A 23,776-nucleotide genomic window follows, 5' to 3' on the forward strand; every position below is an offset into this window, starting at 1 on the left:
GCCCGCCGTAAAGCGCCCGGCCGGTCAACTCAGCGCATCGAGCGGAATCGTCGTGCCGCAGTAGGCTGCCGCTTCCGCGTTCCAGCCCTTGAGCAGCGTGGGGACCCGCGAGGCGGGGAGCGCCTTCGAGTAAAGGTAACCCTGCGCATAGTCGCAGCCATTGGCACGGAGATAGGACGCTTGTGAGGATGTCTCGACCCCCTCCGCCACCGTCTCTATGCCGAGGCTATGTCCGAGATTTATCACCGCGCGGACGATGGCGGCATCGTCGATATCGTGTTCGATGTCATGGACGAATGAGCGGTCGATCTTGATCCGGTCCACCGGAAACTGCTTCAGATGGCTCAGGGACGCGAAGCCGGTGCCGAAATCATCCAGCGCGATGCGCACGCCGGCCTGGTTGAGCAGCTGAAGGCTCTGCCGTACCGTCTCCGTCCCCCGGCCGAGGAACACCGTCTCGGTCACCTCGATGGTGAGCCGGTCGGTGCCCAGACCGGCCAGATCCAGCGCGGTCAGCACGCGCTCGGGAAGCTCCCCCTGCGCGAATTCGGGCGAACTGACGTTGATCGCGACATGACCATAGTCGCAGCCCATGGCGCCCCAGTTGGCCATGTCACGGGTGGTGAGTTGCAAAAGGCGCTCACCGATTTCGACCGATAGATGGGGATCGTCGAAGATCGCGCTGAACTCCTGCGGACCGAGCAGCCCCTTGCGCGGATGCCGCCAGCGCAGCAGGGCTTCGAAGCCGATGATGGCGCCCGTGGAAAGCGATATCTTGGGCTGGTAATAGGGCAGGAACTCGCCGTTCTTCAGCGCCAGCCGCACGCGCGCCACGAGTTGCACGCGATTTTCCGTCGCCTGCTGCATGCGCGGATCATACTCGATGGCGACTCCCCGCCCGGCCGATTTTGCCCGGTAGAGCGCAATGTCGGCGTTCTTCAGCAAGGTCGAGGGGTCCGTGCCGTGATCGGGGGCGATGGTCACACCGATGCTGCCCCGGCAGGAGAGCGAGGAGCGTCGCGAAACAAAGGGCAGGCTGAGCGCGGCAAGAATGCGCTGTGCCACCACCATGCCATCGCCGGGATTTTCCATCCGGGACAGAAGCACGATGAACTCGTCGCCGCCGAGGCGCGCCACCGTATCGACTTCGCTCACGCTGGCGCTCAACCGCCGCCCCACCTCGATCAGCAGCGCGTCGCCGGCATCATGACCCAGCGTATCGTTGACGTCCTTGAAGTGGTCGAGGTCGACAAGCAGCAGGCCGACATAACCGCCGCTCCGCCGCGTGCGGCGTAACGCGACGTCGAGCTTGTCGCGCATGAGCCCGCGGTTCGGAAGATTGGTCAGCGCATCATGGTTTGCCATGTGCCACATGCGCTGCTCGGATTGCTTCTGCTCCGTTATGTCCTGAAGGATTCCGAAGGCGCGGACAACCTTGCCTCCCTCGATCTCCAATTCGCAACTCTGCCGCACCAGGCGGTGGTGCCCCTGTGCATTGACGAAGGGCAGCTCGATCTCGAAAGGGTCGCCGCTGCGGAGCGCATGCTCGAACTTGCGCAGGAAATGCTGCCGCGCCTCGACCGGGAGATGCGACATCGCCAGTTCCGGCGTCGGCTCGACCCCCGGCAATAACCCATAAATGCCGTATATGCCGTCCGACCAGATCATCCGCGCGGTAGCGACCTCGAACTCCCAGCCACCCACCTTCGCGAGGCGCTCGGTTTGCGCCAGCAAGGTCTGGCGGCGCCAAAGTTCGCGGCTCTGCATTTCGAGCAGGCTTTGGCTCGTGCGGCGATGTTCCAGTTCACGGGTTGTGCGACGGGTCGCTTCGTGGAGACGGAACTGGTCGACGATGACCTGCGTCAGATGCGCGACGATCTCAAGCTCGGCGGGACTGATCTCGCGCGGCTCGGGCCCGAACAGACAAAGGGAACCGATCGGCAGGCCGGGGCGAAGTGCAATCGGCGCGCCCACATAGAAGCGGATATGGGGCTCTCCGGTGACATAGATATTGTCCTGGAAGCGCGGGTCGCGACTGGCATCGGGAATGACCAATATGTCGGACGTCATGATGGTCCAGGCACTGAACGAGTGCGCTCTGGACGTACCCTCGGCATCCCCGAAGCCGGAATTCGCCTTGAAACATTGGCGATCACGATCAATCAGCCCGATGCAGGCGGAAGGCAGACCGAACATCTGCCGCGCCAACACGCAGACCCCCTCCAGCACCGGCGAGGCCGGCGAGTTGAGGATATCCAGCGCATGAAGCTCCGCCAGCCGTTCAGCCTCGTTCTCCGGGATCGGAAAGGCCATTGCTCACCTGGTGGACAGCGGAAGCGGATGGTCGGAATCGGTGGGGCACGGCCGCCGAATCCGCGAAATCTCAGCCGGTTCTGAATGCGTTACAGATCATTTCAACATCAACATCACAGAACGACAATAGGCGCTTACTCGGCAGCCGGCTGCGCGGCCGTCACCAACCCGCCGGCCTCTTCAATGAAGCGTGCAACCTCCTCCACGCCCACGCCAGCGCGAATGTTGGAAAACACGAAAGGCCGCCGTCCCCGCATCCGGCGGGCGTCGCGATCCATCACCTCAAGCGAGGCCCCGACATAGGGCGCGAGGTCGATCTTGTTGATGACAAGCAGGTCGGATCGGGTGATGCCAGGGCCACCCTTGCGCGGTATCTTCTCTCCGGCCGACACGTCGATCACATAGATCGTCAGGTCCGCGAGTTCCGGCGAGAAGGTCGCGGCAAGATTGTCCCCGCCAGACTCGATCAGGATAAGATCGAGATGGGGAAAGCGTCCCCTCATCTCCCCGATCGCCGCCAGATTGGCCGAGGCGTCTTCGCGGATGGCGGTGTGGGGGCAGCCGCCGGTCTCCACGCCCATGATTCGATCCGCCGGCAGGGCGCCCGCTCGGGTGAGGATTTCGGCATCCTCCTTGGTGTAGATGTCGTTGGTGATCGCACAGAGATCGTAGCGGTCGCGGAAGATCCGGCACAGCGCCTCCATCAGCGCCGTCTTGCCGGAACCGACCGGCCCGCCAATGCCGACACGAAGCGGCCCGCTGCTCTCATATGCCATGGAAATCCTCGCCTTCAGCTTCTGAATAGCCGCGTATACTGCGTCTCGTGACGCATCGACGCGATGTCCGATGCAAGCGCCGCGCCGCCAAGCCGGACAAGCGGCACCTCGGCTGCCCGCCGCGCAACCCGGCGAGCGACCTTGGTCGCCGCCGCCAGGGCGATGTTTCCATCCGTCTGCCCAAGCGGCACAAGGCGCACCGCCGAGGAGATCAGATTGGCCGCCACCGCGCCGAGATAGGCCGACAGGGTCGCTGGCAACGGAAGGGCATGGGCCGCGCTCGCGATACCGACCGCCGCCGGATAGGCGACGCGCCCGCTCCAGACCGACGGCAGCCGATCAATGACAGGCGACGGCCAGGCGACCCGCGTGGCGGCGATGAAGGCGTCGCCCTGGTTCAGCGTCTCCATCTGCCGCTCGCGCGAGGGAGCGAAGGCCGCGGCGAGTTCAAGCACCTCCCGCAGAGCCACATCGTCCTGATCGTCCACCGCACTATACGCATGCGCCAGCAGAACCGCGTCGGCGAAGGGGCCTCCGTGATGGAGGAGATCGTCCACCCAGGCGATCAGCGAACCGACATCGACGATGGCCTGCGTCTCCACCGCCCATTCGAGCCCATGGGAATAGGCAAAGGCGCCAACCGGATAGGCCGGCGACAGCCAAACGAACAGCGGCAGGAGATCGGGTAAGGCGCCGACCAGCTCAGTCTCCTCACCGGTCATGCGCCGTGCCTAATGGCCATGATCGCCGGCGCGCTTGTGATCATGATCGTGGTCGTGATGCTCGTGGTCGGCATGTTTATGGTCATGATGGTCATGCCCGCACCCACAATCATCACCATGGGCGTGCTCATGCTTGTGTTCATGAGCGGCCTCCTGGACATACAGCACGTCGCGAGCCGGAGCAGCATGCGCGTGATGCTCATGCTCGTGATGGCCGTGATCATGGTCATGCCCGCAGCCGCAGGCGTCTCCGTGCGCGTGCTCGTGATGATCGTGCGCGTGGCCATGGGCGAGGTGTCCATGCGCCTCAGCCGCCTCATAGGCCCCGCCTTCCGGCTCGAAGGCCGCGTCGACGATCGCCACCGTCGCCCCAAGGCCACGCGCCATCTCTTCCAGCACCGTGTCGCGGGCAATGCGAATGCGGTCGGCAAGCAGTTCCGCCGGCACATGCCGGTTGCCGAGATGCCAGGCGAGGCGAGCCAGGTGATGGGCGTCGTGGGCGTAGATTTCCGCCACCGGCTCCTCGGCGGCGACCACCACGACGATGCGGCCATCGTCCAGCGCCAGGCCGTCGCCCTGCTTCAGTCGGGTGGCTTCCGGCAGATCGAGCAGGAAAGCGACATCACCGTCGCCACGCATGGCGATGCGGCGGCGGTAGCGGCCGTCATGCGGCAGCACGACGCGATCAGCGGCGGTGGAGGCATCCCAATTGCCGGCGGGCAGGAGCGAACGGGCACGGATCATGATCGGTCTCCTCGAAGCATGTGCCGCAAAGGTGGTGTGCCTTTGCGGCGAAGCCATGCCTCGGCTGATGAAATCGCGGCGCGCGGCGCCGACCGATGCTTAGAACAGGAAATAGCGCTGCGCCATGGGCAGTTCGCTCGCCGGCGCGCAGGTGAGCAACTCGCCATCGGCCCGCACCTCGTAGGTCTCGGGGTCGATCTCCAGCTGCGGCGTCGCGCTGTTGTGGACCATCGACGCCTTGGAGATGCCGCCGCGCACATTCTCGATAGCGACGAGGCGCTTCTCCAGCCCGAGCTTGGCACCGACATTCAGTTCGATTGCCGCCTGCGACACGAAGGTAAGGCTGGTCGCGGTCCGCGCCTTGCCGAAGGCACCGAACATGGGACGGTAATGCACCGGCTGGGGCGTCGGGATAGAGGCATTGGGGTCGCCCATCTGCGCCGCGACGATCATTCCGCCCTTGATCACCATATCCGGCTTGGTGCCGAAAAAGGCCGGTGACCAGACAACGAGATCGGCCAGCTTGCCGGTCTCCACCGAGCCGATATGGCGCGACATGCCGTGCGCGATAGCCGGATTGATCGTGTATTTGGCGATGTAGCGCTTGGCGCGCGCATTGTCGTTGCGCTCGCTGTCGCCCGGCAGAAGGCCGCGCTGCAGCTTCATCTTGTGCGCGGTCTGCCAGGTGCGCGTGACCACCTCGCCGAGCCGGCCCATGGCCTGGCTGTCCGAGCTCATCATCGAGATGGCCCCGAGGTCGTGCAGGATATCCTCCGCCGCGATGGTCTCCTTGCGGATACGGCTCTCGGCAAAGGCGAGGTCCTCGGCGATCAGAGGGTCGAGATGGTGGCAGACCATGAGCATGTCGAGATGCTCATCGAGCGTGTTGATGGTGAAGGGCCGCGTCGGATTGGTGGAGGACGGCAGCACGTTCGGCAGGCCGACCACCTTCATGATGTCCGGCGCATGCCCGCCGCCCGCGCCTTCCGTGTGGAAGGCGTGAATGGTGCGGCCCTTGAAAGCGGCGACGGTGTCTTCCACGAAACCGCTCTCATTGAGCGTGTCGGTGTGGATCATCACCTGAATATCGTACTCATCGGCGACCGAGAGGCAGTTGTCGATGGCGGCCGGCGTCGTGCCCCAGTCCTCGTGAAGCTTGAGCGCGCAGGCGCCCGCCTCGATCTGCTCAACGAGCGGGCCGGGCAGAGAGACATTGCCCTTGCCGGAAAAGGCGAGGTTTACCGGAAAGCTGTCCGCGGCACGGAGCATCATCTCGATGTGCCAGGGGCCGGGCGTGCAGGTTGTGGCATTGGTGCCCGCTGCCGGACCCGTTCCGCCGCCGAGCATGGTGGTGACGCCGCTCATCAGCGCGTGCTCGATCTGCTGCGGGCAGATGAAATGGATGTGGCTGTCAAAGCCGCCCGCCGTGATGATCTTGCCCTCGCCGGCAATGATCTCGGTCGAGGCGCCGATGATGATGGAAACGCCCGGCTGGATCGCCGGGTTGCCGGCCTTGCCGATGCCGCAGATGCGACCATCGCGGACGCCGATATCGGCCTTCACGATCCCCCAATGGTCGAGGATCAGCGCATTGGTGATGACGGTGTCCACCGCGCCGTCGCCGCGCGTGACCTGGGACTGGCCCATGCCGTCGCGAATGGTCTTGCCGCCGCCGAACTTCACCTCCTCGCCGTAGACGGTGAAGTCCTTCTCCACCTCGATGATCAGCGAAGTGTCGGCGAGCCGCACGCGGTCGCCGGTGGTCGGCCCGAACATCTCGGCATAGGTGGCGCGGGAAATCTTGATCGACATGGCACATCCGTTTCGGCGATCGGGCGAGCAAAAGGCGCGGAAGTCAGGGTGTCAGAGACGGCCCATGATGGCCTGGCGGAAGCCATAGACCTCCCGCTGGCCGGCGAGCGCGACGAGCTTGACCTCGCGGCTCTGGCCCGGCTCGAAGCGCACCGCCGTACCCGAGGGGATGGCAAGGCGCATGCCGCGGGCCTTGTCGCGATCAAAGCTGAGAGCCGGGTTGGTTTCGAAGAAATGATAGTGACTGCCAACCTGGATCGGCCGGTCGCCAGTATTTGCCACGGTGAGGGCGACGATCTCGCGCCCGGCCAGAAGTTCGACCTCCCCTTCCTCCAGCAGCATCTCACCGGGAATGCCCGCGGGATGAGCGGACGGAATGGGCTCATGCACGGTGACGAGCTTGGTGCCGTCCGGGAAGGTCGCCTCGACCTGGATGTCGTAGATCATCTCGGCGACACCCGGCATGACCTGGTCGGCGGTGAGCACTTGAGTGCCCAATGTCATCAACTCCGCGACCGTCTTGCCATCGCGCGCGCCTTCCACCACCACATCGGTGATCAACGCCACCGCCTCGGGATGATTGAGCTTCACGCCGCGCTCAAGGCGACGGCGGGCGACCATGGCGGCCATGGCGACGAGGAGCTTGTCCTTCTCGCGCGGGCTGAGGTTCATCAGTCAGGTCTCCGGCAGGGCAATGGCAGTCGGTGGAAAATCAGGCTGTGGCGGCAAGTGTCGCTCGCTTGCATCAGCAATGCCAGATGCGAGGGACCTCGGCGATGCCGAGCGCCGTGATGGCGCGGCGGATCGCCGTCTCCAGCGGGGCGCCGTCGCGCGCGAGCAGCCGCACGCAGAGCATCCCGTCCCAGGCACTGACGCCCGCATCGAGATGATCGGGCAGGTCGTCCGGCAATCCTAGCGCCTCGCGGACCGCATCCAGGCGGCTTTCCGCATCTGGAGCGACGAGCAGCAGCGTGGCGAAGGCCGCCCATCCGCCCGCACATGCCCGTCGATCCAGGATCGCGGAGATGTCACCCTCAAGCACCATGCCGTCGGCGAAAATGAGTTTTCCGGCCCGCCTTATGCGCCAGCTATCAACCAGTTCGCCATGCGAGAAACGCTCGCCACGCGCCGTTCGGCCGAGAATGACCGGCTCCACCAGCAGCAGCCGGGCATCCCCTGCCACCTCTGCCTGAATGGAGCGTTGCACCCGCGCGCCATCGAACACGATCGTCGCCTGTGGCATCCATTCGAGCACCGTACCGGCCTGGGCCATGAGGTCGACCATAATGCCGGTGACGGCGCCATCGGAGCGGTAGATCTTCTCAGCCGCCTGCGTCGTGACCACGAGTTGGGCAGTCTCTGCCGCGCGAATGATCGTTTGCGAGGTATCGCCGCCGGTCAATCCACCGCCGGTATTGATCAGCACCGCCTCCAGCGCACGACGGCGCCGGCCCGACAGCGGAAAACGCGCACGGGCGAAACCCGACTCTTCAATGCGTCCCCGTATGGTTCGCTCGCCGAGTCCCACCGCCTCGAACAGGATCCGCCCATGCCCGCGCCGTTCGACCGGAATGGTGGCGGCAGCGTCAGACGGCAATTCGATTGCGTACATCCGGGTCCTCAAGGGCGGCGCCGTCGCCCGACATCACCACCGCGCCGCGCTCCATCACGATGAAGCGGTCGGCCAGTTCCTTGGCGAAGTCGAAATACTGCTCGACCAGCACGATGGCGATATCGCCCTTGCTGCGCAAGTAGCGGATGGCGTTGCCGATATCCTTGATGATGGAAGGCTGGATGCCTTCGGTCGGCTCATCCAGCACCAGTACTTTAGGGCGCATTACCAATGCCCGGCCAATGGCAAGCTGCTGCTGCTGGCCGCCCGAGAGATCGCCGCCGCGCCGGCGCATCATCGAATCGAGCACCGGAAACAGCGAGAACACATCATCGGGGATGAAGCGGTCGGCGCGCTTGAGCGGCGCGAAACCGGTCTGGAGATTTTCCGCCACGGTAAGCAAGGGGAATATCTCGCGCCCCTGCGGGACGAAGGAGATGCCGCGCCGCGCCCGCTCGGCGGGCGCCATGGTGGTTATGTCCTCGCCATTGAAGCGGATGGCCCCCTTGGCGACGGGCGCCTGGCCGACAATGGCGCGCATGAGGCTGGTCTTGCCCACGCCGTTGCGGCCCAGCACGCAGGTGACCTTACCCGGCTCCGCCACCAGCGAGACACCCCGCAGCGCCTGTGCGGCGCCGTAGAACAGATTGACGTCCTGAACTTCAAGCATGAGCCTAGCGTCCCAGATAGACTTCGATGACGCGCTCATTGGCGCTGACCTGGTCGAGCGTGCCCTCGGCCAGCACGGAGCCTTCATGCAGGCACATGACCCGCACGCCGAGATCGCGCACGAAGGTCATGTCATGCTCGACGACGACGACCGAATGGCCGTTGGCATTGATCTCGCGCAGCAATTCGGCGGTCTGTGCGGTCTCGGCATCGGTCATGCCGGCCACCGGCTCGTCGACCAGCAGAAGCTTGGGGTCCTGCGCGAGCAGCATGCCGATCTCCAGCCACTGTTTCTGGCCGTGCGAGAGCTCGCCGCCCAGCCGCCAACGGTGATCGGTGAGCTTGATGGTCTCGAATATCTCGTCGATCAGCGCGCGCTCCGCCGCGCTCTCGCGGCGGAAAATGTTCGGCAGGGCCGAACGCTGCCCCTTGAGGGCGAGGCGCAGATTGTCGATCACCGTGTGACTCTCGAACACGGTCGGCTTCTGGAACTTGCGGCCGATGCCGAGCGTGGCGATCTGCGTCTCATCCAGCTTGGCCAGATCGGTGGTGCCGCCGTTAAAATAGACGTCGCCCTTGTCCGGGCGGGTCTTGCCGGTGATGACGTCCATCATGGTGGTCTTGCCGGCCCCGTTGGGGCCGATAATGGCCCGCATCTCGCCGGGATCAACGGTGAAGGAGAGCGAGTTGAGCGCCCGGAAGCCATCGAAGGTCACGGTGACGCCGTCGAGGTAGAGCAGCGCCTCGGTCAGCGACTTCTTCTCGGCGCCGAGGCCATCGGGAGCTTCAGGAGCCACCATATCGATCGCGTTCATCGTGGGGCTCCTCATTCGGCCGGCTTGGGCGAGGCGAGCGGCGCATCCGCGCCGTCCGGCGGTGGGCGCCGCTTCTCGCGCCACTCATAGAACGTGCCGACAATGCCCTTGGGCAGGAACAGGGTCACGGCGACAAACAGGCCGCCGAGCATGAACAGCCAGTAGGGTGCGAGCATGCCCGAGGTGAAGTAGGTCTTGGCGTAGTTCACCAGAACGGCGCCGAGCGCCGCGCCGACCAGCGTGCCGCGCCCGCCGACCGCCACCCAGACGATGATCTCGATCGAATTGGCCGGCGAGAACTCGGACGGATTGATGATGCCGACCTGCGGCACATAGAGCGCGCCGGCGATGCCCGCCAGCATGGCGGAGACGACGAAAGCGACCAGCTTGTAGTTCTCCGCCCGGTAGCCGGTGAAGCGGACGCGCGTCTCGGCATCGCGAATGGCGATCAGCACCTTGCCGAAATGCGAGCGCACGAGGAACCGGCACAGCACATAGCCGAGCCCCAAGGCCAGGGCGGAGAGGACGAAGAGAACAAGGCGCGTACCGTCGGACTGGATGTTGAAGCCGAGAATGTCCTTGAAGTCGGTCAGGCCGTTATTGCCGCCGAAGCCCATGTCGTTGCGGAAGAAGGCCAGCAGCAGGGCGAAAGTCATCGCCTGGGTGATGATCGACAGATAGACGCCTGTAACGCGCGAGCGAAACGCAAACCAGCCGAAGACGAGAGCAAGAATACCCGGCGCCAGCAGCACCATAAGTGCGGCGAAGGGGAACATGTCGAAGCCGTACCAGAACCAGGGTAGCTCCTTCCAGTTCAGGAACACCATGAAATCCGGCAAAATCGGGTCGCCATAGACGCCACGCGTGCCGATCTGGCGCATCAGATACATCCCCATCGCATAGCCGCCGAGTGCGAAGAACGCGCCATGGCCGAGCGAGAGAATGCCGACATAGCCCCAGATCAGATCGACCGAGAGGGCGAGCAGGGCGTAGCAGAGATATTTGCCGAGCAGCGAGACCACATAGGTCGGCACATGCAGCGCCGAATCCGGCGGCGTCATCAGGTTCAGGGCGGGCACCAGAACGGCAGCCGCCACCAAAATCGCGAGGAAAATCATGCCGCTAGGACCAAGCAGCGCGGGTTGACGTGTATCGCTCATGCTCATGCTTCGATCGACCTCCCCTTGAGGGCGAAGAGGCCTCGGGGGCGTTTCTGGATGAAGAGGATGACGATCACCAGCAGGGCGATCTTGCCGAGCACCGCGCCGGCATAGGGCTCCAGCATCTTGTTGGCGATGCCGAGCGACATGGCGCCGACCAGCGTGCCCCAGAGATTGCCGACGCCGCCGAAGACGACGACCAGGAAGCTGTCAATTATGTAGCTCTGCCCGAGGTTTGGCGACACGTTGTCGATCTGGCTCAGGGCGACACCGGCAATTCCGGCGATGCCCGAGCCGAGGCCGAAGGTCATCGCATCGACCCAATTGGTGCGGATTCCCATCGCCGCGGCCATGCGCCGGTTCTGTGTGACGGCCCGCATTTCGAGGCCGATGCGGGTGACGCGCAGTACAGTGAGGAGTGCAATGAAGACAATCAGTGCAAAAACGATGATCCACAGCCGGCCATAGGTCACCGACATGTGGCCGAGCTCGAACGAGCCGGACATCCAGCTCGGCGCCCCGACCTCGCGGTTGGTCGGCCCGAAGATGGTGCGGATCGCCTGCTGGAGGATGAGCGAGATACCCCAGGTCGCCAGCAGCGTTTCCAGCGCCCGCCCATAGAGAAAACGGATCACCGTGCGCTCGATCAGCACGCCGATCAGCCCGGTGAACAGAAAGGCGAGCGGGATGGCGATGATCAGCGACCAGTCGAACAGGCCGGGATAATTCTGCCGGATCACCTCCTGCACCACGAAGGTGGTGTAGGCGCCGAGCATGACCATCTCGCCATGCGCCATGTTGATGACGCCCATCACGCCGAAGGTGATGGCGAGGCCGATGGCGGCGAGCAGCAGGACGGAGCCGAGCGAGACGCCGTACCAGATATTCTGCGCGATCGCCCAGGTGGCGAGGTTGCGCTCGATGCCGGCGATGGCGTCGGTCGCCGCCTGCTTCACCTCGGGCGCCGCGCTGTCCGGCACGCCGCGCAGGATGGCCAGCGCCTCCTGATTGCCTTCGGCGGCGACCAGCTGAACGGCGGCGATGCGCTCGGCCGGGGTGATGCCCTCCTTGGCGATGAGGATGGAGGCGCGGGCCAGCACCAAGGCGGTCTTGACCTTGGGGTTGCTCTCCTTGGCGAGCGCGGTGTCGAGCGCCGGCAGCGCCGCCTCGTCGCGCGAACGGGCCACGGCGATGGCGGCGTCGATACGCTTGGCAGGATCGGGGCTGACGAGCGACAGCGCACCATTGGCCGCCTCGATGGCGCGGCGCACCCGGTTGTTGACGCGCACCGGCTTCACGGCGGGCGCCGGCGCAACGGCCTGCATCGTCAGCGGGTCGATCAGGCCGGTATCGGTGCGGATGAAGATCTGCCGGGGCGCGGTCGAGGAATAGACCAGCTTGCCATCGGCGAGCGCCGCGACGATCTGCGCGGCGGCGGGGCTGCCGCTCAGGGCCAGCGCGCCAAGCGCGGCTTCCGTGTCGGCGTAATTGTCATTGGCGAGCTGCGCCAGCGGGGCGCTGATATCCTGCGCCTGCGCGGCGCGGGACAAGGCCAGCGAGCCGGCGAGCGAGCCGGACAGCATGGCGCAGAACGCCAGGAGGGCGACAAGCAGGGCGCGGCCGGAGCCACGGAGTCGTGCGCGGGAGTTCATCATCATCCGTCGGTGTGCGGAGACGTAGGGCCGGAGCGCGCTCCGGCGGCGACGGCGGGCGGCACTGAGCTTTCCTGTCGATCAGATGTTCGATCCGATCGGAAAGGGCACCAAGGCACCGCAGGTGCCGGCCGCCCGTGGGCGACCGGCGATGCGAGGACGGTCAGGCGTTGCGGCTCACTGGCCGGCGCCGCCGCACTTGCCCGTCTTGACGTTGAAGTTGCCGCAGTTCAGCGGCTTGCGCCAATCCGCGATCAGGTCCTTCGACCCTTCGAGGTGGGGCGACCACTCTTCGGCAACGATCAGGCCCGGGGTCTGCTCGACGATGTCGAACTGGCCGTCATCCTTGATCTCGCCGATCAGCACCGGCTTGGTGATGTGGTGGTTCGGCATCATCGCCGAATAGCCGCCCGAGAGGTTCGGCACGGAGACGCCGATGATCGAGTCGATCACCGCGTCCGGATCGGTGGTGCCGGCCTTCTCGACCGCCTTGACCCACATGTTGAAGCCGATGACGGTGGCTTCCATCGGGTCATTGGTCACGCGCTTGTCGTTCTTGGTGTAGGCCTGCCACTTCTTGATGAAGTCCTTGTTCTCCGGCACGTCGACCGACTGGAAGTAGTTCCACGCGGCGAGGTGGCCGACGAGCGGCTTGGTGTCGATACCGGCGAGTTCTTCTTCACCGACCGAGAAGGCCACGACCGGGATATCGGTCGCCTTGATGCCCTGATTGCCGAGTTCCTTGTAGAACGGCACGTTGGCGTCACCATTGATGGTGGAGACCACCGCGGTCTTCTTGCCAGCCGAGCCGAACTTCTTGATGTCGGCGACGATGGTCTGCCAGTCGGAGTGGCCGAACGGCGTGTAGTTGATCATGATGTCCTCGGCCTTGACGCCCTTGGACTTCAGATAGGCTTCGAGGATCTTGTTGGTCGTGCGCGGATAGACATAGTCGGTGCCGGCGAGCACCCAACGCTGCACGTCCTCGTTTTCCATCAGATAATCGACGGCCGGGATCGCCTGCTGGTTCGGGGCGGCACCGGTGTAGAACACGTTGCGCTCGCTCTCCTCGCCCTCATACTGGACGGGGTAGAACAGCAGGCCGTTCAGTTCCTTGAACACGGGCAGCACGGACTTGCGCGACACCGAGGTCCAGCAGCCGAACACGACCGCGACCTTGTCCTTGGACAGGAGTTCGCGCGCCTTCTCGGCGAACAGCGGCCAGTTGGACGCGGGATCGACGACCACAGCCTCAAGCTTCTTGCCGAGCACGCCGCCCTTGGCGTTCTGCTCCTGCACCATGAACAGCACAGTGTCCTTCAGCGTGGTCTCGCTGATGGCCATGGTGCCGGAGAGCGAATGCAGCACACCGACCTTGATGGTTTCCTGGGCGTGCGCGGGCACGCCGGCGCCGGCCAGCGCGAGGGCAGCCGCGCCGAAGGCGGCGCGACCGGCGACCCGCCGCGCCTGACTGAACAGGTTGAGCATCTTATTTCCCTTCTGGATTTCACACGCAGGACCCCCGTCCGCGTGCCGATGGGGAAGTTTGCAATGCCCGTGCCAAGTTCCGCGATGCCGCCCGGAAACGCTGCGCAATAGTAATTCAAATTTCGATCCATCGAACTTGCCTAAGAAGCATGCAGCAGCATCATGAAATAGGCGAAGAATGTTCGACCTTTGTCTTATGTGTATACATTTCAGGTCTACCTGCCCGCTCCTCAACCGTGCCGGACATCGCCAAGGCGCGCGAGGGCGAGATCGAGCGTGGCATCCGTCTTGGCAAAGCAGAAGCGGACAACACTGCGCACCGCCTCCTGCGCGTAGAAGGCCGAGACCGGGATCGCCGCCACCCCGCGCTGCGTCACCATCTGCTGGCAGAACGCCGCATCGTCGATGTTGAGGGCGAGCGGGGCCAGATCGACATTGAGGAAATAGGTCGCCGACGAGGGAAGCACGGGAAATCCCGCCTGCGAGAGCCCGAGAGCCAGCCGGTCCCGCGAACGCTGCAACTCGGCGCGGGTGTCCAGAAACCAGTCACGCGGCTTGCCCAACCCATAAGCCACGGCGTGCTGGAGGGCCGGCGGCGTGGTGAAGGTCAGGAACTGGTGCGCCTTGGACAGCACCTTCATCAGCCCCGGCGCGGCGCAGACGAAGCCGACCTTCCAGCCGGTCATGCCGAATATCTTGCCGGCCGAGCCGATCTTCACGCTGCGCTCGCGCAGGCCCGGCAGGCTGAGACAGGACTGGTGGATGTGCCCGTCAAAGATCACATGCTCCCACACCTCGTCACTTACCAGAACCGCGTCCGAGCGCCGGCAGAACGCGGCCAGCAGCTCCAGTTCCCCGCGCGAAAACACGCGGCCGGTGGGATTATGCGGGTTGTTGAACAGCACCAGCCGGGTCTTCGGCGTGAACGCCGCCGAGAGCGCCTCTTCGGTCAGTTCCCAGTAAGGCGGCGCCAGGCGGACCAGCCGCGCGACGCCGCCGGCACGCTGCACCAGCGGCAGATAGGCATCATAGAGCGGCTGGAACAGCACCACCTCGTCGCCCGGTTCGATCAGCGCCAGCAGCGCACCGGCCAGCGCCTCGGTGGCGCCGGAGGTGATCATCACCTCGGCTTCCGCGTCGAGGTCGAGCCCCTGCCAGTGGCGGTAGTGATCGGCGACGGCGTGCCGAAGCTCCGGCAGGCCCATCATGGGCGGGTACTGGTTCCAGCCATGCACCACCGCCTGCGCCGCCTTCTCGCGCACATCCAGCGGGCCGGGATCATCGGGAAAGCCCTGCCCGAGATTGACCGCCTGATGCTCGCGCGCGAGGCGCGACATGGTCTCGAACACCGTGGTCGGCAGGTTGGCGAAAAGCGTGTTCATTCCACAGTCCCGGAACGGAAACGAAAAGCTTGGACACAAAGCGCGCGTCCTTATCGTTCCCGCCGGGACAAAAGAAAAGGGGCCGCGCCGAGGGTCCCTTGCCGATCTCCATCCGATCCGATCAGACGCGGGAGTTCAGCGCCTCGGTTCAGGCAACAAGAGCCGCGTGGTTGTCGAAGCGCAGGTTCTTCTTGACGCGGCTGACCACACCGACCGATTCCCCATCCGTCGCCAGCAGCGCGATCTCGCCAAGACCGCTTGTCGCCAGGAACTGGCCCGCCTCACGCGTCGGGGCGAGGCCGCAGCCATCCACCAGCGTCAGACCGCCGATGAAGCGTCCGTCGCGGCGCCACACCGCGACGCGGTTGCCGCGCGGGCTGGCGGCGGCGACATAGGCGCCGGAAGCGTCGAAGGCGACCGAGCCGACATAGGTGCGCAGCCCGCGCCATTCCGCGTCCGGCGCGTCGAAAGCGGTGAGCCGCGCGTCCGCCACCGCATAGAGCAGCGGGCGGGCGAGGCCGTCGGCGAGCAGGTCCTGCGCCGCGACGACGGTGAAGCCGTCCGGCGCGCGGGCGAGATGGCGCAGCGAGAGCGAGGCGAGATCCTCCTCCAGCGCCGCCACCGCGCGGGTGGCCCCGTTCAAAGGGTCGAGCCGCGCGACGCTGGCGCCGGCGATCTCCGCGCCCACGGCCTCGGGCGTGTGCGGCTCGACCCCGCCATTGGCGACGATGAGCGCGCCGCCCGCCGGCAGCAGGTCGTGCGGACCGATGCCGGACGACGTCCATTCCGCCTCGATGGCGAAGGCCGCGCCGACGATGCGGCGGGTCACCACGCCCTGCCCGCTCGCCCGCTCGATCTCCACCGCCAGGAAGCGATCCCCACCGTCGATGAACCGGCCATGGCCGGAGAAGACGCGCCCCTCCCCCGGCTCGAAGGTCGCGAGCACCGTGCCGGCGCGGCGGTCGAACAGGATGGCGGTGGTGCCGGGCCGGCGCGCGACCGCGATGGCGGTACGCCCGTCCGGGCAGGGCTCGACCCAGTGCAGCCGCTGCCCGCCCAGCCCGACCGGCGTCGCGTTAAGGTCCGGGGACAGCACCACCGGCGCGAAGCCCTCGCCAATGCCCGCCGTGCCGACCCATTCGGCGTCGAGCTGATGATCCTGCGCATGGGCGGCGCCGCCGAACAGCACGCGCGGGGCCGCCGCGAGAGCGCCGAGCACGCTGCGACGGGAAAGTTCGAACAGGCCCATGCTCGTCTCCTCAGTCGCCGTCGAGCGCGTTGAAGCCGAGCGGCACGCCGAGGCCGGAGGCCAGCGGACTGGCAACGCTCGCCTGCGCCGCCTTGAAGGCGGTGATCGCGGCCTGAAGCGTCTTGCGCCCCGCGGCCGTGGTCGCCGCCTCGCCAATGTCCTCGGGCAACGCCTTCGCCGCCGCGTCGGCCCCCGCCATGGTCTTCTCGATAGTCGCGCGGCCCTTGGCGTCCAGCCCCACGGCGAGCCTGTTGGCCAGATCGTCGGCGCTGGCGATGATGGCGAGGATGGTCGCATGCGAGAGGCCGCTGCGCCGGCGGTCCGCCAGCAGCGGCTTGGCGTCGTCCGCGCTCTTGCCCAGCACCACCAGAAGACGCTGATCCACCACGCGCTGATAGGCGCCGGCCAGATCGGTGACGATCTGGCTCAGCAGGGCCTCGGGATCCGGGAAATAGACGGCGTCGGATTTGCCGGCCAGCAATTGCGCCAGCAACCCCGACTGCCGGTCGCCCCAGCCCTCACGCAGCTCAGCGGCGATGGTCGCGAGGTTGAGCGCGATCGCCCGGCCAAGGGCGCAGCGACGCGTTGCCTCCGCCCCAACCACCAGCGCCGCCGCCGCGCCGTCATCATAGAGGACGCGCTCCAGCGCCGGCAGGCCCTGCACCGCCGCGCTCAGACGGAAGAAGCGGTCCGGCCCCAGCCGCTCATCGGTCGCGTCGCCGATGATCTCGGCCACCGAACGGCCGACCGCGTTGCGCCGCTCCGGGAACAGGTTGAAGCGATCCGGCCGCAGCGACAGCATGACCGGGCCGAAGGTGATGAACTCGACCGAGGCCCAGGCGTCGGAGACCGCGGCGAAGCGGGTCTTGAGTTCGGCGACGCCCTCCGCTGTCGGTTTGGCGCAGAAGGTCTCCCATGCTTTTTGCTGGGATCGGGTGGCGGCGAGCAGCGCGTCATAGCGCGGCAGCAGCCATTGCTCGACCACCTCGGGCGCGGAGATGACGGCGGCATTGGCCCGGCTGACCAGCAGGCCCGAGAGCAAAGCCGTCGCGCCGGCGACGCCCGGCAGTGCTTGCGCCGCGTGACCGATCTGGCTTGCCAGCGCGAGCGCCAGCGCAAAGGGAGAACGGTTCATTGGCGGCCTCGGTCAGAGTGAAGACACATAGTCGAGCAGGAGACGGCGCTGGCGGTCATCCAGCGCCTCGAAGCGGGCACGGGCCCCGGCGGCCTCGCCGTCGTGCCAGCGCACCGCCTCCGCGACGGTCGCGGCGCGGCCGTCATGCAGCAGGCCCTGAGCGCGCGCCAGCGAACGCGACAGGCCGGCCAGCGGCGCGGTGCGCCATTCAGCGGCATCCGCTCCCGGCACGCCGGAACTGTCCGCCAGCCCCTCGCCCATGTCGTGCAGCAGCACATCGGTGAACAGGGCAAGGCTGGCGCCATCGCGCGTCGGCAGCGAGGGGCGATGGCAGGTGGCGCAGCCGGTGGCGGCGAACAGCTTTTCGCCGCGCCGGTCGGGCTCGCTGGCTGGCACCTTCAGGCTGCGCAGATAGGTGACGATGCGGGAGACGATGGCGTCGGAGATTTCCGGCTCGCCTTCCGCCTCGCGGCCATGAGGGGCGTTGCGGCAGGCGGTCTGCGCGTCCGTGCAATCGCCCCAAGGCTCGGGGCGCAGCGGCGTCGAGAGGCCGAGATCGAGCGCAAAGGCTTCCGATGTCTGGCTGGCGAGATCGGCATGGCTCGCCTTCCAGCCGAAGCGGCCGATCATCGAGCCCCCTTCGGCGTGGTCGAGCCGGCGCGCGCGTCCCCGCACGCCGTCGCCATCGCGGTCCTGCGGGTCTTCCAGCGCGAGAATGGCGGCATCGTCGACGCGCTCCAGCCGACCGCGTCCGCGCAAATCCGGCGCCGAGCGCAGCGAGATATGGGTGGCGGGATCGAGCGGGCCATAGCCCGGATCATCCGCGCGCGGCACGCGACGCCTCTTCTCATCGGCGACGCCAATAGTGCCCTCGGCGGGCACGCCCGGCAGCGTCATGGTCTCCAGCCGGTGGCCATAGACCGGGTCCGGCCCGCCATCGGGCTGGAACAGGGACAGCACCAGCCCGAGCCCTTCCGGCCGCCCCTCCGCATTCACCGCCGTCGCGCCCCGGCCGGCGCCGAGATGGCAGGCGGAACAGGAGCGGGCATCGAACAGCGGACCCAGACCGTCATTGGCGCGGGTGGAACTCGGCGCCGGCACCCAGGGCCGCTCGAACAGCGCCTTGCCGATGGCGACGTCCAGCCCGTCCTCCGCGGCGGTGGCGGGGAGCGGCAGCAGCAGGGAGGCGAGCAGCAGGGGGATGGCGCCGATCCGGGATACAGCGGAGACTCCGCCGAAGGCGCCCTCCCCCTCACCACAGCCCTCTCCCCGACGGGGCGAGGGAGCAAGCTCGGCATGGCCGAATAGGCGTGAGCGGGCACCCATCACACCACTCGGAACCAGCCCATCATGCCGGTCTCCATATGTTCGAGGATGTGACAGTGGAAGACCCAGTCGCCGGGCGCGGCGACGAAGGCGATGTCGACCGCCTCGCCGGGCTGCACCAGCACGGTGTCGGCGAAATGCAGCGGCAGGCGCCCCTTGCTGGAACCGAGCACGGCGAAGGCGTGGCCGTGCAGGTGGATCGGGTGGGGAAAGCGTGTCTCGTTCTTGATGGTGATGCGGTAGCTCTTGCCCACCTCCATGCGCGCCAGCGGCGGCGGCAAGCCGAGCCGCGTGCCGGCCGACCAGGAAACCTGGCCGATCGACCAATAGGTCGCCGCGCCCACGCAGAAGCTCGCCACCAGCGCCTTGGCGAGCGGATCGTCGGGCGGCAGGCCGAGTTCCTGAACGGCGGCATCGGTCGCCTGCTGGAGGGTGAAGGAGAGCGCCTCGGCCTTCTTCAGCTCCGGCGCCGGCAGCGTGGCGGGCGGCAGGGCGAGCGGACCCTTGCGCGGCTTTGTCCGGCCCCGCGCGGTGAGCGTGGCGAAGGCATAGACATCGGATGCGCGGTAGTCGCCCAGCGTCACCGGCGCGCCTGAGGCCGGCATGCGCACATGCAGGTCGATGCGCTGCGCCGGACCCATGCGCCAGATGCCATCCGGCAGGTCGTCGAGCTTCACCGGCTTCAGCGCATGGCCGTCCACAGCGATCAGCCAGGCCTCGCCGCCCTCGACGCCAATATCCATCACGCGGGTGGAGTCGACATTGAGGATGCGCAGGCGCACATCGCCGCCGGCGGGAGCGTCGAGCGCGAGGCGCGGCTGGCCGTTGCAGGTGCGGGTGGCGCCATAGGTGCCGGCCTTGGAGGCGCCGTCGGCCTCGGTGAGCGGCAGGAAGCTGCCGTCCTCGGCGAGGCGCCAGTCCTTCAGGCAGAGCACATGCTCGGCATCGAAGCGCGGGTCGCGCGGATCCTCGACGATGAGCACGCCGACCAACCCGCGCCCGGCCTGCCCGGTCTCGTCGCAATGGGGGTGGAAGAAAAAGGTGCCGGGATCGTCCAGCGGCAACTGGTGGACGAAGCGCCCGCCCGGCTCGACCAGCGGCTGGGTCAGCGGGGGCACGCCGTCGAATTCGTTCGGCATGCGGATGCCGTGGAAATGCAGCGAGCTGCCCTCATGAAGCCCGTTCGCATAGGTCGCCTCAAGCCGGGCGCCGCGTGGCAGACGGATGAGGCGGAAGGGCTCGCCATCATAGGCGTAACAGGGCGTCGCAGGTCCGTCCGGGCCGAGCAGGCGCATGTCCAGCGGGCCGGCGGCGAGTGTCAGCCGGTCGGTCGGCAGGAAAGGCGCCGGCGCGCGCGCCTGCCCAAGGCGCGAGGGAGCGATCGCTCCCAGCGCACCGAGGGCCGCGCCCGCGCCGAGAAAGGCGCGGCGCGAGAGACCCGCGCCGCGTGACCTCATGACGGCCTCACTGACCGACCTTGGAGGGGTCGTCCAGGCTGTCCGAACCCTCGACCTTGATCTTCAGCTTCAGCGCGGCGACCACGCCCTCGAAGCCGCGGGTCTGGGCGACCAGCGAATCGACGCCGGTCTGCACCAGCTTGTTGCCGGCCGCGTTGCCCTCGCCGATCATCTGGTCATAGGCTTCCTTGCCGCTGTCGGCCTCGTCCTTGATCGCCTTCAGCGCGGCGAGCGCGGCGTCGACCTTGGCGTCGGCTTCCTTCGCCGCGTCCGGCGCCTTGGCGGCCGCATAGGCGGCGACCGAGGGGCCTTCCACGACCGTGCCATCCACGCGGGTGTACTTGCCGCGATAGATCGAGGCGATGCCCAGCTCGTCGTAATAGTGCGAGTTGTGGGTGTTGTCGGAGAAGCAGTCATGCTCCTCCTCCGGGTCGTGCAGGATGAGGCCGAGCTTCATCCGCTCGCCCGCCAGCTCGCCATAGGAGAGCGAGCCGAGGCCGGTGAGGATGGTGCCGAGCGCGGCCTTGTCCTTCTGCTTGAGCACGGCGGCGCGGGCCTTGCCCTTGGCGCTCCACGCCTTGGCCATGTCCTCGAGGTCCGACACGAGCAGGTCGGTCGCGGCCTTGAGATAGGCGGCGCGGCGGTCGCAATGGCCGTTGGTGCAGTTGGCGGTGTCGTAATCGGTGGCGGGACGCTTGCCGGCGCCCGGCCCGGTGCCGTTCAGATCCTGGCCCCACAGCAGGAACTCGATGGCGTGATAGCCGATGGCGACGTTCGACTCGACGCCGCCGGCCTCCTGCAGGCTGTCGAGCAGCTTGGGGGTGATCTTGCTGGCGTCGATGGTCTTCTTGCCGACGCGGATCTTGGTGTTGGCGATCACATTGGCGGTGTAGAGCGGGTTCTCGTCCGAGGCGTCGCCATAGGACTTGGCGTCGACATAGTCGATCAGACCCTCGTCGAGCGGCCAGGCGTTCACGCGTCCTTCCCAATCGTCGACGATGGCGTTGCCGAAGCGGAAGCCCTCGGTCTGCTGGTAGGGCACGCGGGCGGCCTTCCACGCAGCCTTGGCCGCGTCGAGATTGGCCTGCGTCGGCGCGGCGATGAAAGCGTTGACCGCGCTCTGCAGGTCCTTGGCCGTCTTCAGGCTGTCGCCATACATCGCCTCGGCGATGTTGGCATAGGTGACGATAACGTCGTGCACCTTCGGCGCCGCGGTCTGCGCCGCGGCCGGACCGGCGGCGATGATGGCGCCGAGCGCAACGGCGGCCAGCAGCGGTGCGGCAAACAAGGTTTTGGCTCGCATGGTTTCTCCTCCCGTCGCCCCCACAGGCGTTCGTGATCGGAGACTCCTACGCCAGCCCTGCAAGACGTCGCAAGTGTTCGGCTGTCAGATTAGAATTATTACATACTTTCGATATTCAAAGACCGCGCGGCGTGACCGTCAATACGTTGCGTTACTTTTGACAGCGATGACAATTATGACGCAGCGTCGAGAAGGGGTTGCAGCGCCTCGCGTAGGTCGTCATCCGAGACGCGCGCCAGCGGGCAATAGAGCTTCGCCGCCTCGGTGCGCCGGCCCGGCCGCATCACCAGCACGACCGTCTCGGCTCCGCCGCAGGCCGGGTCACCGCAGGCGATCTCGGTGATCGACACGGTGGTGTCCTCGCCAACGCCGAGTATCGCCCGTGCCCGCGTCGCGAGTTCGCGCGCGGCGTCGGGGGCCGCTTCCTCGCTCTGCCCGCGACGGAAAAACAGACGTGCCATCACGCTCCTCCTCAGGCCGGCGATGCCGTGCCCGCCAGCAGGTAAGCCCCGCCGCGCTCCGCCGCAAGCGCCGGACGCACCGCTGTCCGCCGCCAAACTATAGACGACTGTCACTGTTTAGAACTATAATAATAACGGAAGATAATCGTTGTTTATTCTCTTCGCTCCGAGTAATCATCTCCTCGCTGGCAGCTTCATCTAACCGCTGGCGACGTTATTGCTGCCGCTTTCTCAAAGCGGCACAGGTTTCGCGAGGCCCTTTCCCGGCAGGTCTCGTGAACCGCGCGGGACGATGGCACGCGCTCCCTCAGCCGTCGTCCCGCGCTTCAGCCCGCTCCCGCGGGCGGGCGCACCATTCCCCCGACCAGATATCCGGCGTCTCCCGACCGAGACGGGCCAGTACGCCTTTGGCGGCCGCGACACCCGTCGCGAAGCAGGCCTGCAGCAGATAGCCGCCGGTCGGCGCCTCCCAGTCCAGCATTTCGCCCGCGAGGAACAGGCCGGGCCGGACACGCAGTTCCAGCCCTTCGGTCAATTCATCGCGCGACACGCCACCCGCCGATGAGATGGCCCGCTCCAGCCCGGCCATGCCGGTGACGGTGAGCGGCAGATGTTTGATGAGGGCGGCGAGGCCGGCGGGGTCCGAGGGCAAGGCTCCCGAGGCCCCCGCCCCCTCGCGCAGCAGGCCCGCCGCTGCCGGCGAGAGACCCGCCGCCTTGCGCAGACGGTTGGCCAGCGACTCGCCCTTGCGGCTGGCGCCGAGGCGTTCCGCGAGACGCTCAAGGGAGAGGTCGGGCCGCAGGTCGAGGGTGAGGATCGCGCGGCCATCCCGCGCCACCACGTCGCGCAGCCGGCCCGAAAGGGCGTAGACCGCGCCCCCCTCAAGCCCGGAAGGGTCGATCATCGCCTCGCCACGCACCGTTGCGCCATCGACCGTCAGCGCGATGCGCTTGAGCGGCTCACCGGCGAAGCGCGAGCGGAACATATCGGACCAGCCGATCAGCGCGCCGCTATTGGCCGGCCGCAAGGCGGCCACTTCAACGCCGAGGCCACGCAGCCGAGGAACCCAGCCGCCATCGCTGCCCAGACGCGGCCAGCTTGCCCCGCCGAGCGCCAGCAGCGTGGCATCCACTGTAATGGCCTCCTCCCCCTCCGGCGTCGCGAAGCGCAAGGCGCCGGCCGCGTCCCAGCCCAGCCAGTGATGGCGCGCGGCGAGGCGGACCCCGAGACCGTCCAGCCAGCCAAGCCAGGCCCGCAGCAGCGGCGAGGCCTTGAAGCTCTCCGGGAACAGCCGGCCGCTGGAACCGATGAAGGTGGCGATGCCCAGCCCCTCCGCCCAGCCCTGCAAGCGGCCGGGCGGAAAAGCGTCGATCATCGGCGCCAGCCACTCCGCCGCCGCGCCATAGCGGGCGAGGAAGGTCTCGCGCGGCTCGGAATGGGTGAGGTTCAGACCGCCCCGGCCGGCGATCAGGAATTTGCGGGCGGGCGAGGCCATCCGCTCATAGAGGGTCACCGCGCAACCGCCGCGCGCCAGCACCTCCGCCGCGATCAGCCCGGCGGGTCCGGCGCCGATGATGGCGATTGTCGGCTTTCGCGAGTCGGATGAAGGCTTTGCGTTCACCGGTTCACATTCCGATTCCGTGTGAAGTCCGGCGCAATTGCCGAGTCGGCTCCAAGGGATAGAAGCGGATTGCGCGACA

At 66.8% G+C, this 23,776-nt stretch carries 20 protein-coding genes; all 20 read right to left on the minus strand.

All coding sequences use genetic code 11. The features are described 5' to 3' along the window. Window positions 1-24 precede the first annotated feature (24 nt). Window positions 25-2,313, minus strand: coding sequence for a putative bifunctional diguanylate cyclase/phosphodiesterase (locus tag KIP89_RS12075; RefSeq protein ID WP_213755693.1), 2,289 nt, complete (start codon window positions 2,311-2,313; stop codon window positions 25-27). A gap of 134 nt (window positions 2,314-2,447) precedes the next feature. Beyond that, window positions 2,448-3,089: an urease accessory protein UreG gene (ureG, locus tag KIP89_RS12080; RefSeq protein ID WP_213755694.1), complete on the minus strand. Its 642-nt coding sequence runs from the start codon at window positions 3,087-3,089 to the stop codon at window positions 2,448-2,450. 14 nt (window positions 3,090-3,103) lie between these two features. After that, window positions 3,104-3,811: an urease accessory protein UreF gene (locus KIP89_RS12085; protein WP_213755695.1), complete on the minus strand. Its 708-nt coding sequence runs from the start codon at window positions 3,809-3,811 to the stop codon at window positions 3,104-3,106. A 9-nt stretch (window positions 3,812-3,820) separates the two neighbouring features. Then, window positions 3,821-4,555 carry an urease accessory protein UreE gene (locus KIP89_RS12090; protein WP_213755696.1) on the minus strand — a complete coding sequence of 245 codons (735 nt, stop codon included), beginning with the start codon at window positions 4,553-4,555 and terminating at the stop codon, window positions 3,821-3,823. Window positions 4,556-4,654: 99 nt separating this feature from the next. After that, complete coding sequence (gene ureC / locus KIP89_RS12095) at window positions 4,655-6,367, minus strand: urease subunit alpha (RefSeq protein WP_213755697.1); 1,713 nt, start codon at window positions 6,365-6,367, stop codon at window positions 4,655-4,657. A 51-nt stretch (window positions 6,368-6,418) separates the two neighbouring features. Further along, on the minus strand, window positions 6,419-7,039 hold the full coding sequence (locus KIP89_RS12100) for an urease subunit gamma (protein WP_213755698.1): 621 nt from the start codon (window positions 7,037-7,039) through the stop codon (window positions 6,419-6,421). A gap of 73 nt (window positions 7,040-7,112) precedes the next feature. Next, window positions 7,113-7,979, minus strand: a complete 867-nt coding sequence (locus KIP89_RS12105) for an urease accessory protein UreD (RefSeq protein ID WP_213755699.1) — start codon at window positions 7,977-7,979, stop codon at window positions 7,113-7,115. After that, window positions 7,954-8,649, minus strand: coding sequence for an urea ABC transporter ATP-binding subunit UrtE (gene urtE, locus KIP89_RS12110; RefSeq protein ID WP_213755700.1), 696 nt, complete (start codon window positions 8,647-8,649; stop codon window positions 7,954-7,956). Before urtE ends, KIP89_RS12105 begins: the two co-directional genes overlap by 26 nt. 4 nt (window positions 8,650-8,653) lie before the next feature. After that, window positions 8,654-9,448: an urea ABC transporter ATP-binding protein UrtD gene (urtD, locus tag KIP89_RS12115; protein ID WP_213755994.1), complete on the minus strand. Its 795-nt coding sequence runs from the start codon at window positions 9,446-9,448 to the stop codon at window positions 8,654-8,656. 26 nt (window positions 9,449-9,474) lie between these two features. Next, window positions 9,475-10,629 carry an urea ABC transporter permease subunit UrtC gene (gene urtC / locus KIP89_RS12120; protein WP_213755701.1) on the minus strand — a complete coding sequence of 385 codons (1,155 nt, stop codon included), beginning with the start codon at window positions 10,627-10,629 and terminating at the stop codon, window positions 9,475-9,477. Beyond that, window positions 10,626-12,275: an urea ABC transporter permease subunit UrtB gene (gene urtB / locus KIP89_RS12125; protein ID WP_213755995.1), complete on the minus strand. Its 1,650-nt coding sequence runs from the start codon at window positions 12,273-12,275 to the stop codon at window positions 10,626-10,628. The genes urtC and urtB overlap by 4 nt, the downstream gene beginning before the upstream one ends. 177 nt (window positions 12,276-12,452) lie before the next feature. Further along, entirely contained in the window at window positions 12,453-13,763 is a 1,311-nt protein-coding gene (gene urtA / locus KIP89_RS12130; protein ID WP_213755702.1) for an urea ABC transporter substrate-binding protein, read from the minus strand. 230 nt (window positions 13,764-13,993) lie between these two features. After that, window positions 13,994-15,145 carry an aminotransferase gene (locus tag KIP89_RS12135; protein ID WP_213755703.1) on the minus strand — a complete coding sequence of 384 codons (1,152 nt, stop codon included), beginning with the start codon at window positions 15,143-15,145 and terminating at the stop codon, window positions 13,994-13,996. Window positions 15,146-15,293: 148 nt separating this feature from the next. Continuing rightward, on the minus strand, window positions 15,294-16,394 hold the full coding sequence (locus KIP89_RS12140) for a DUF1513 domain-containing protein (protein WP_213755704.1): 1,101 nt from the start codon (window positions 16,392-16,394) through the stop codon (window positions 15,294-15,296). A 10-nt stretch (window positions 16,395-16,404) separates the two neighbouring features. Continuing rightward, window positions 16,405-17,529, minus strand: a complete 1,125-nt coding sequence (locus KIP89_RS12145) for an imelysin family protein (protein ID WP_213755705.1) — start codon at window positions 17,527-17,529, stop codon at window positions 16,405-16,407. A gap of 12 nt (window positions 17,530-17,541) precedes the next feature. Next, the gene (locus KIP89_RS12150; protein ID WP_213755706.1) at window positions 17,542-18,855 is read right to left on the minus strand and encodes a di-heme oxidoredictase family protein; all 1,314 of its coding nucleotides are present in this window, start codon (window positions 18,853-18,855) and stop codon (window positions 17,542-17,544) included. Then, window positions 18,855-20,312 carry a multicopper oxidase family protein gene (locus KIP89_RS12155; RefSeq protein WP_213755707.1) on the minus strand — a complete coding sequence of 486 codons (1,458 nt, stop codon included), beginning with the start codon at window positions 20,310-20,312 and terminating at the stop codon, window positions 18,855-18,857. The genes KIP89_RS12150 and KIP89_RS12155 overlap by 1 nt, the downstream gene beginning before the upstream one ends. A 7-nt stretch (window positions 20,313-20,319) precedes the next feature. Further along, window positions 20,320-21,615 carry an imelysin family protein gene (locus KIP89_RS12160; protein ID WP_213755708.1) on the minus strand — a complete coding sequence of 432 codons (1,296 nt, stop codon included), beginning with the start codon at window positions 21,613-21,615 and terminating at the stop codon, window positions 20,320-20,322. A gap of 173 nt (window positions 21,616-21,788) precedes the next feature. Next, window positions 21,789-22,076 (minus strand): hypothetical protein, encoded by a 288-nt coding sequence (locus KIP89_RS12165; RefSeq protein WP_213755709.1) that lies wholly within the window; start codon window positions 22,074-22,076, stop codon window positions 21,789-21,791. A gap of 307 nt (window positions 22,077-22,383) precedes the next feature. Continuing rightward, window positions 22,384-23,697 carry a BaiN/RdsA family NAD(P)/FAD-dependent oxidoreductase gene (locus KIP89_RS12170; protein ID WP_369807133.1) on the minus strand — a complete coding sequence of 438 codons (1,314 nt, stop codon included), beginning with the start codon at window positions 23,695-23,697 and terminating at the stop codon, window positions 22,384-22,386. Window positions 23,698-23,776 lie beyond the last annotated feature (79 nt).

Source organism: Ancylobacter radicis, assembly GCF_018449475.1.
GTDB classification, from domain to species: Bacteria; Pseudomonadota; Alphaproteobacteria; order Rhizobiales; family Xanthobacteraceae; genus Ancylobacter; species Ancylobacter radicis.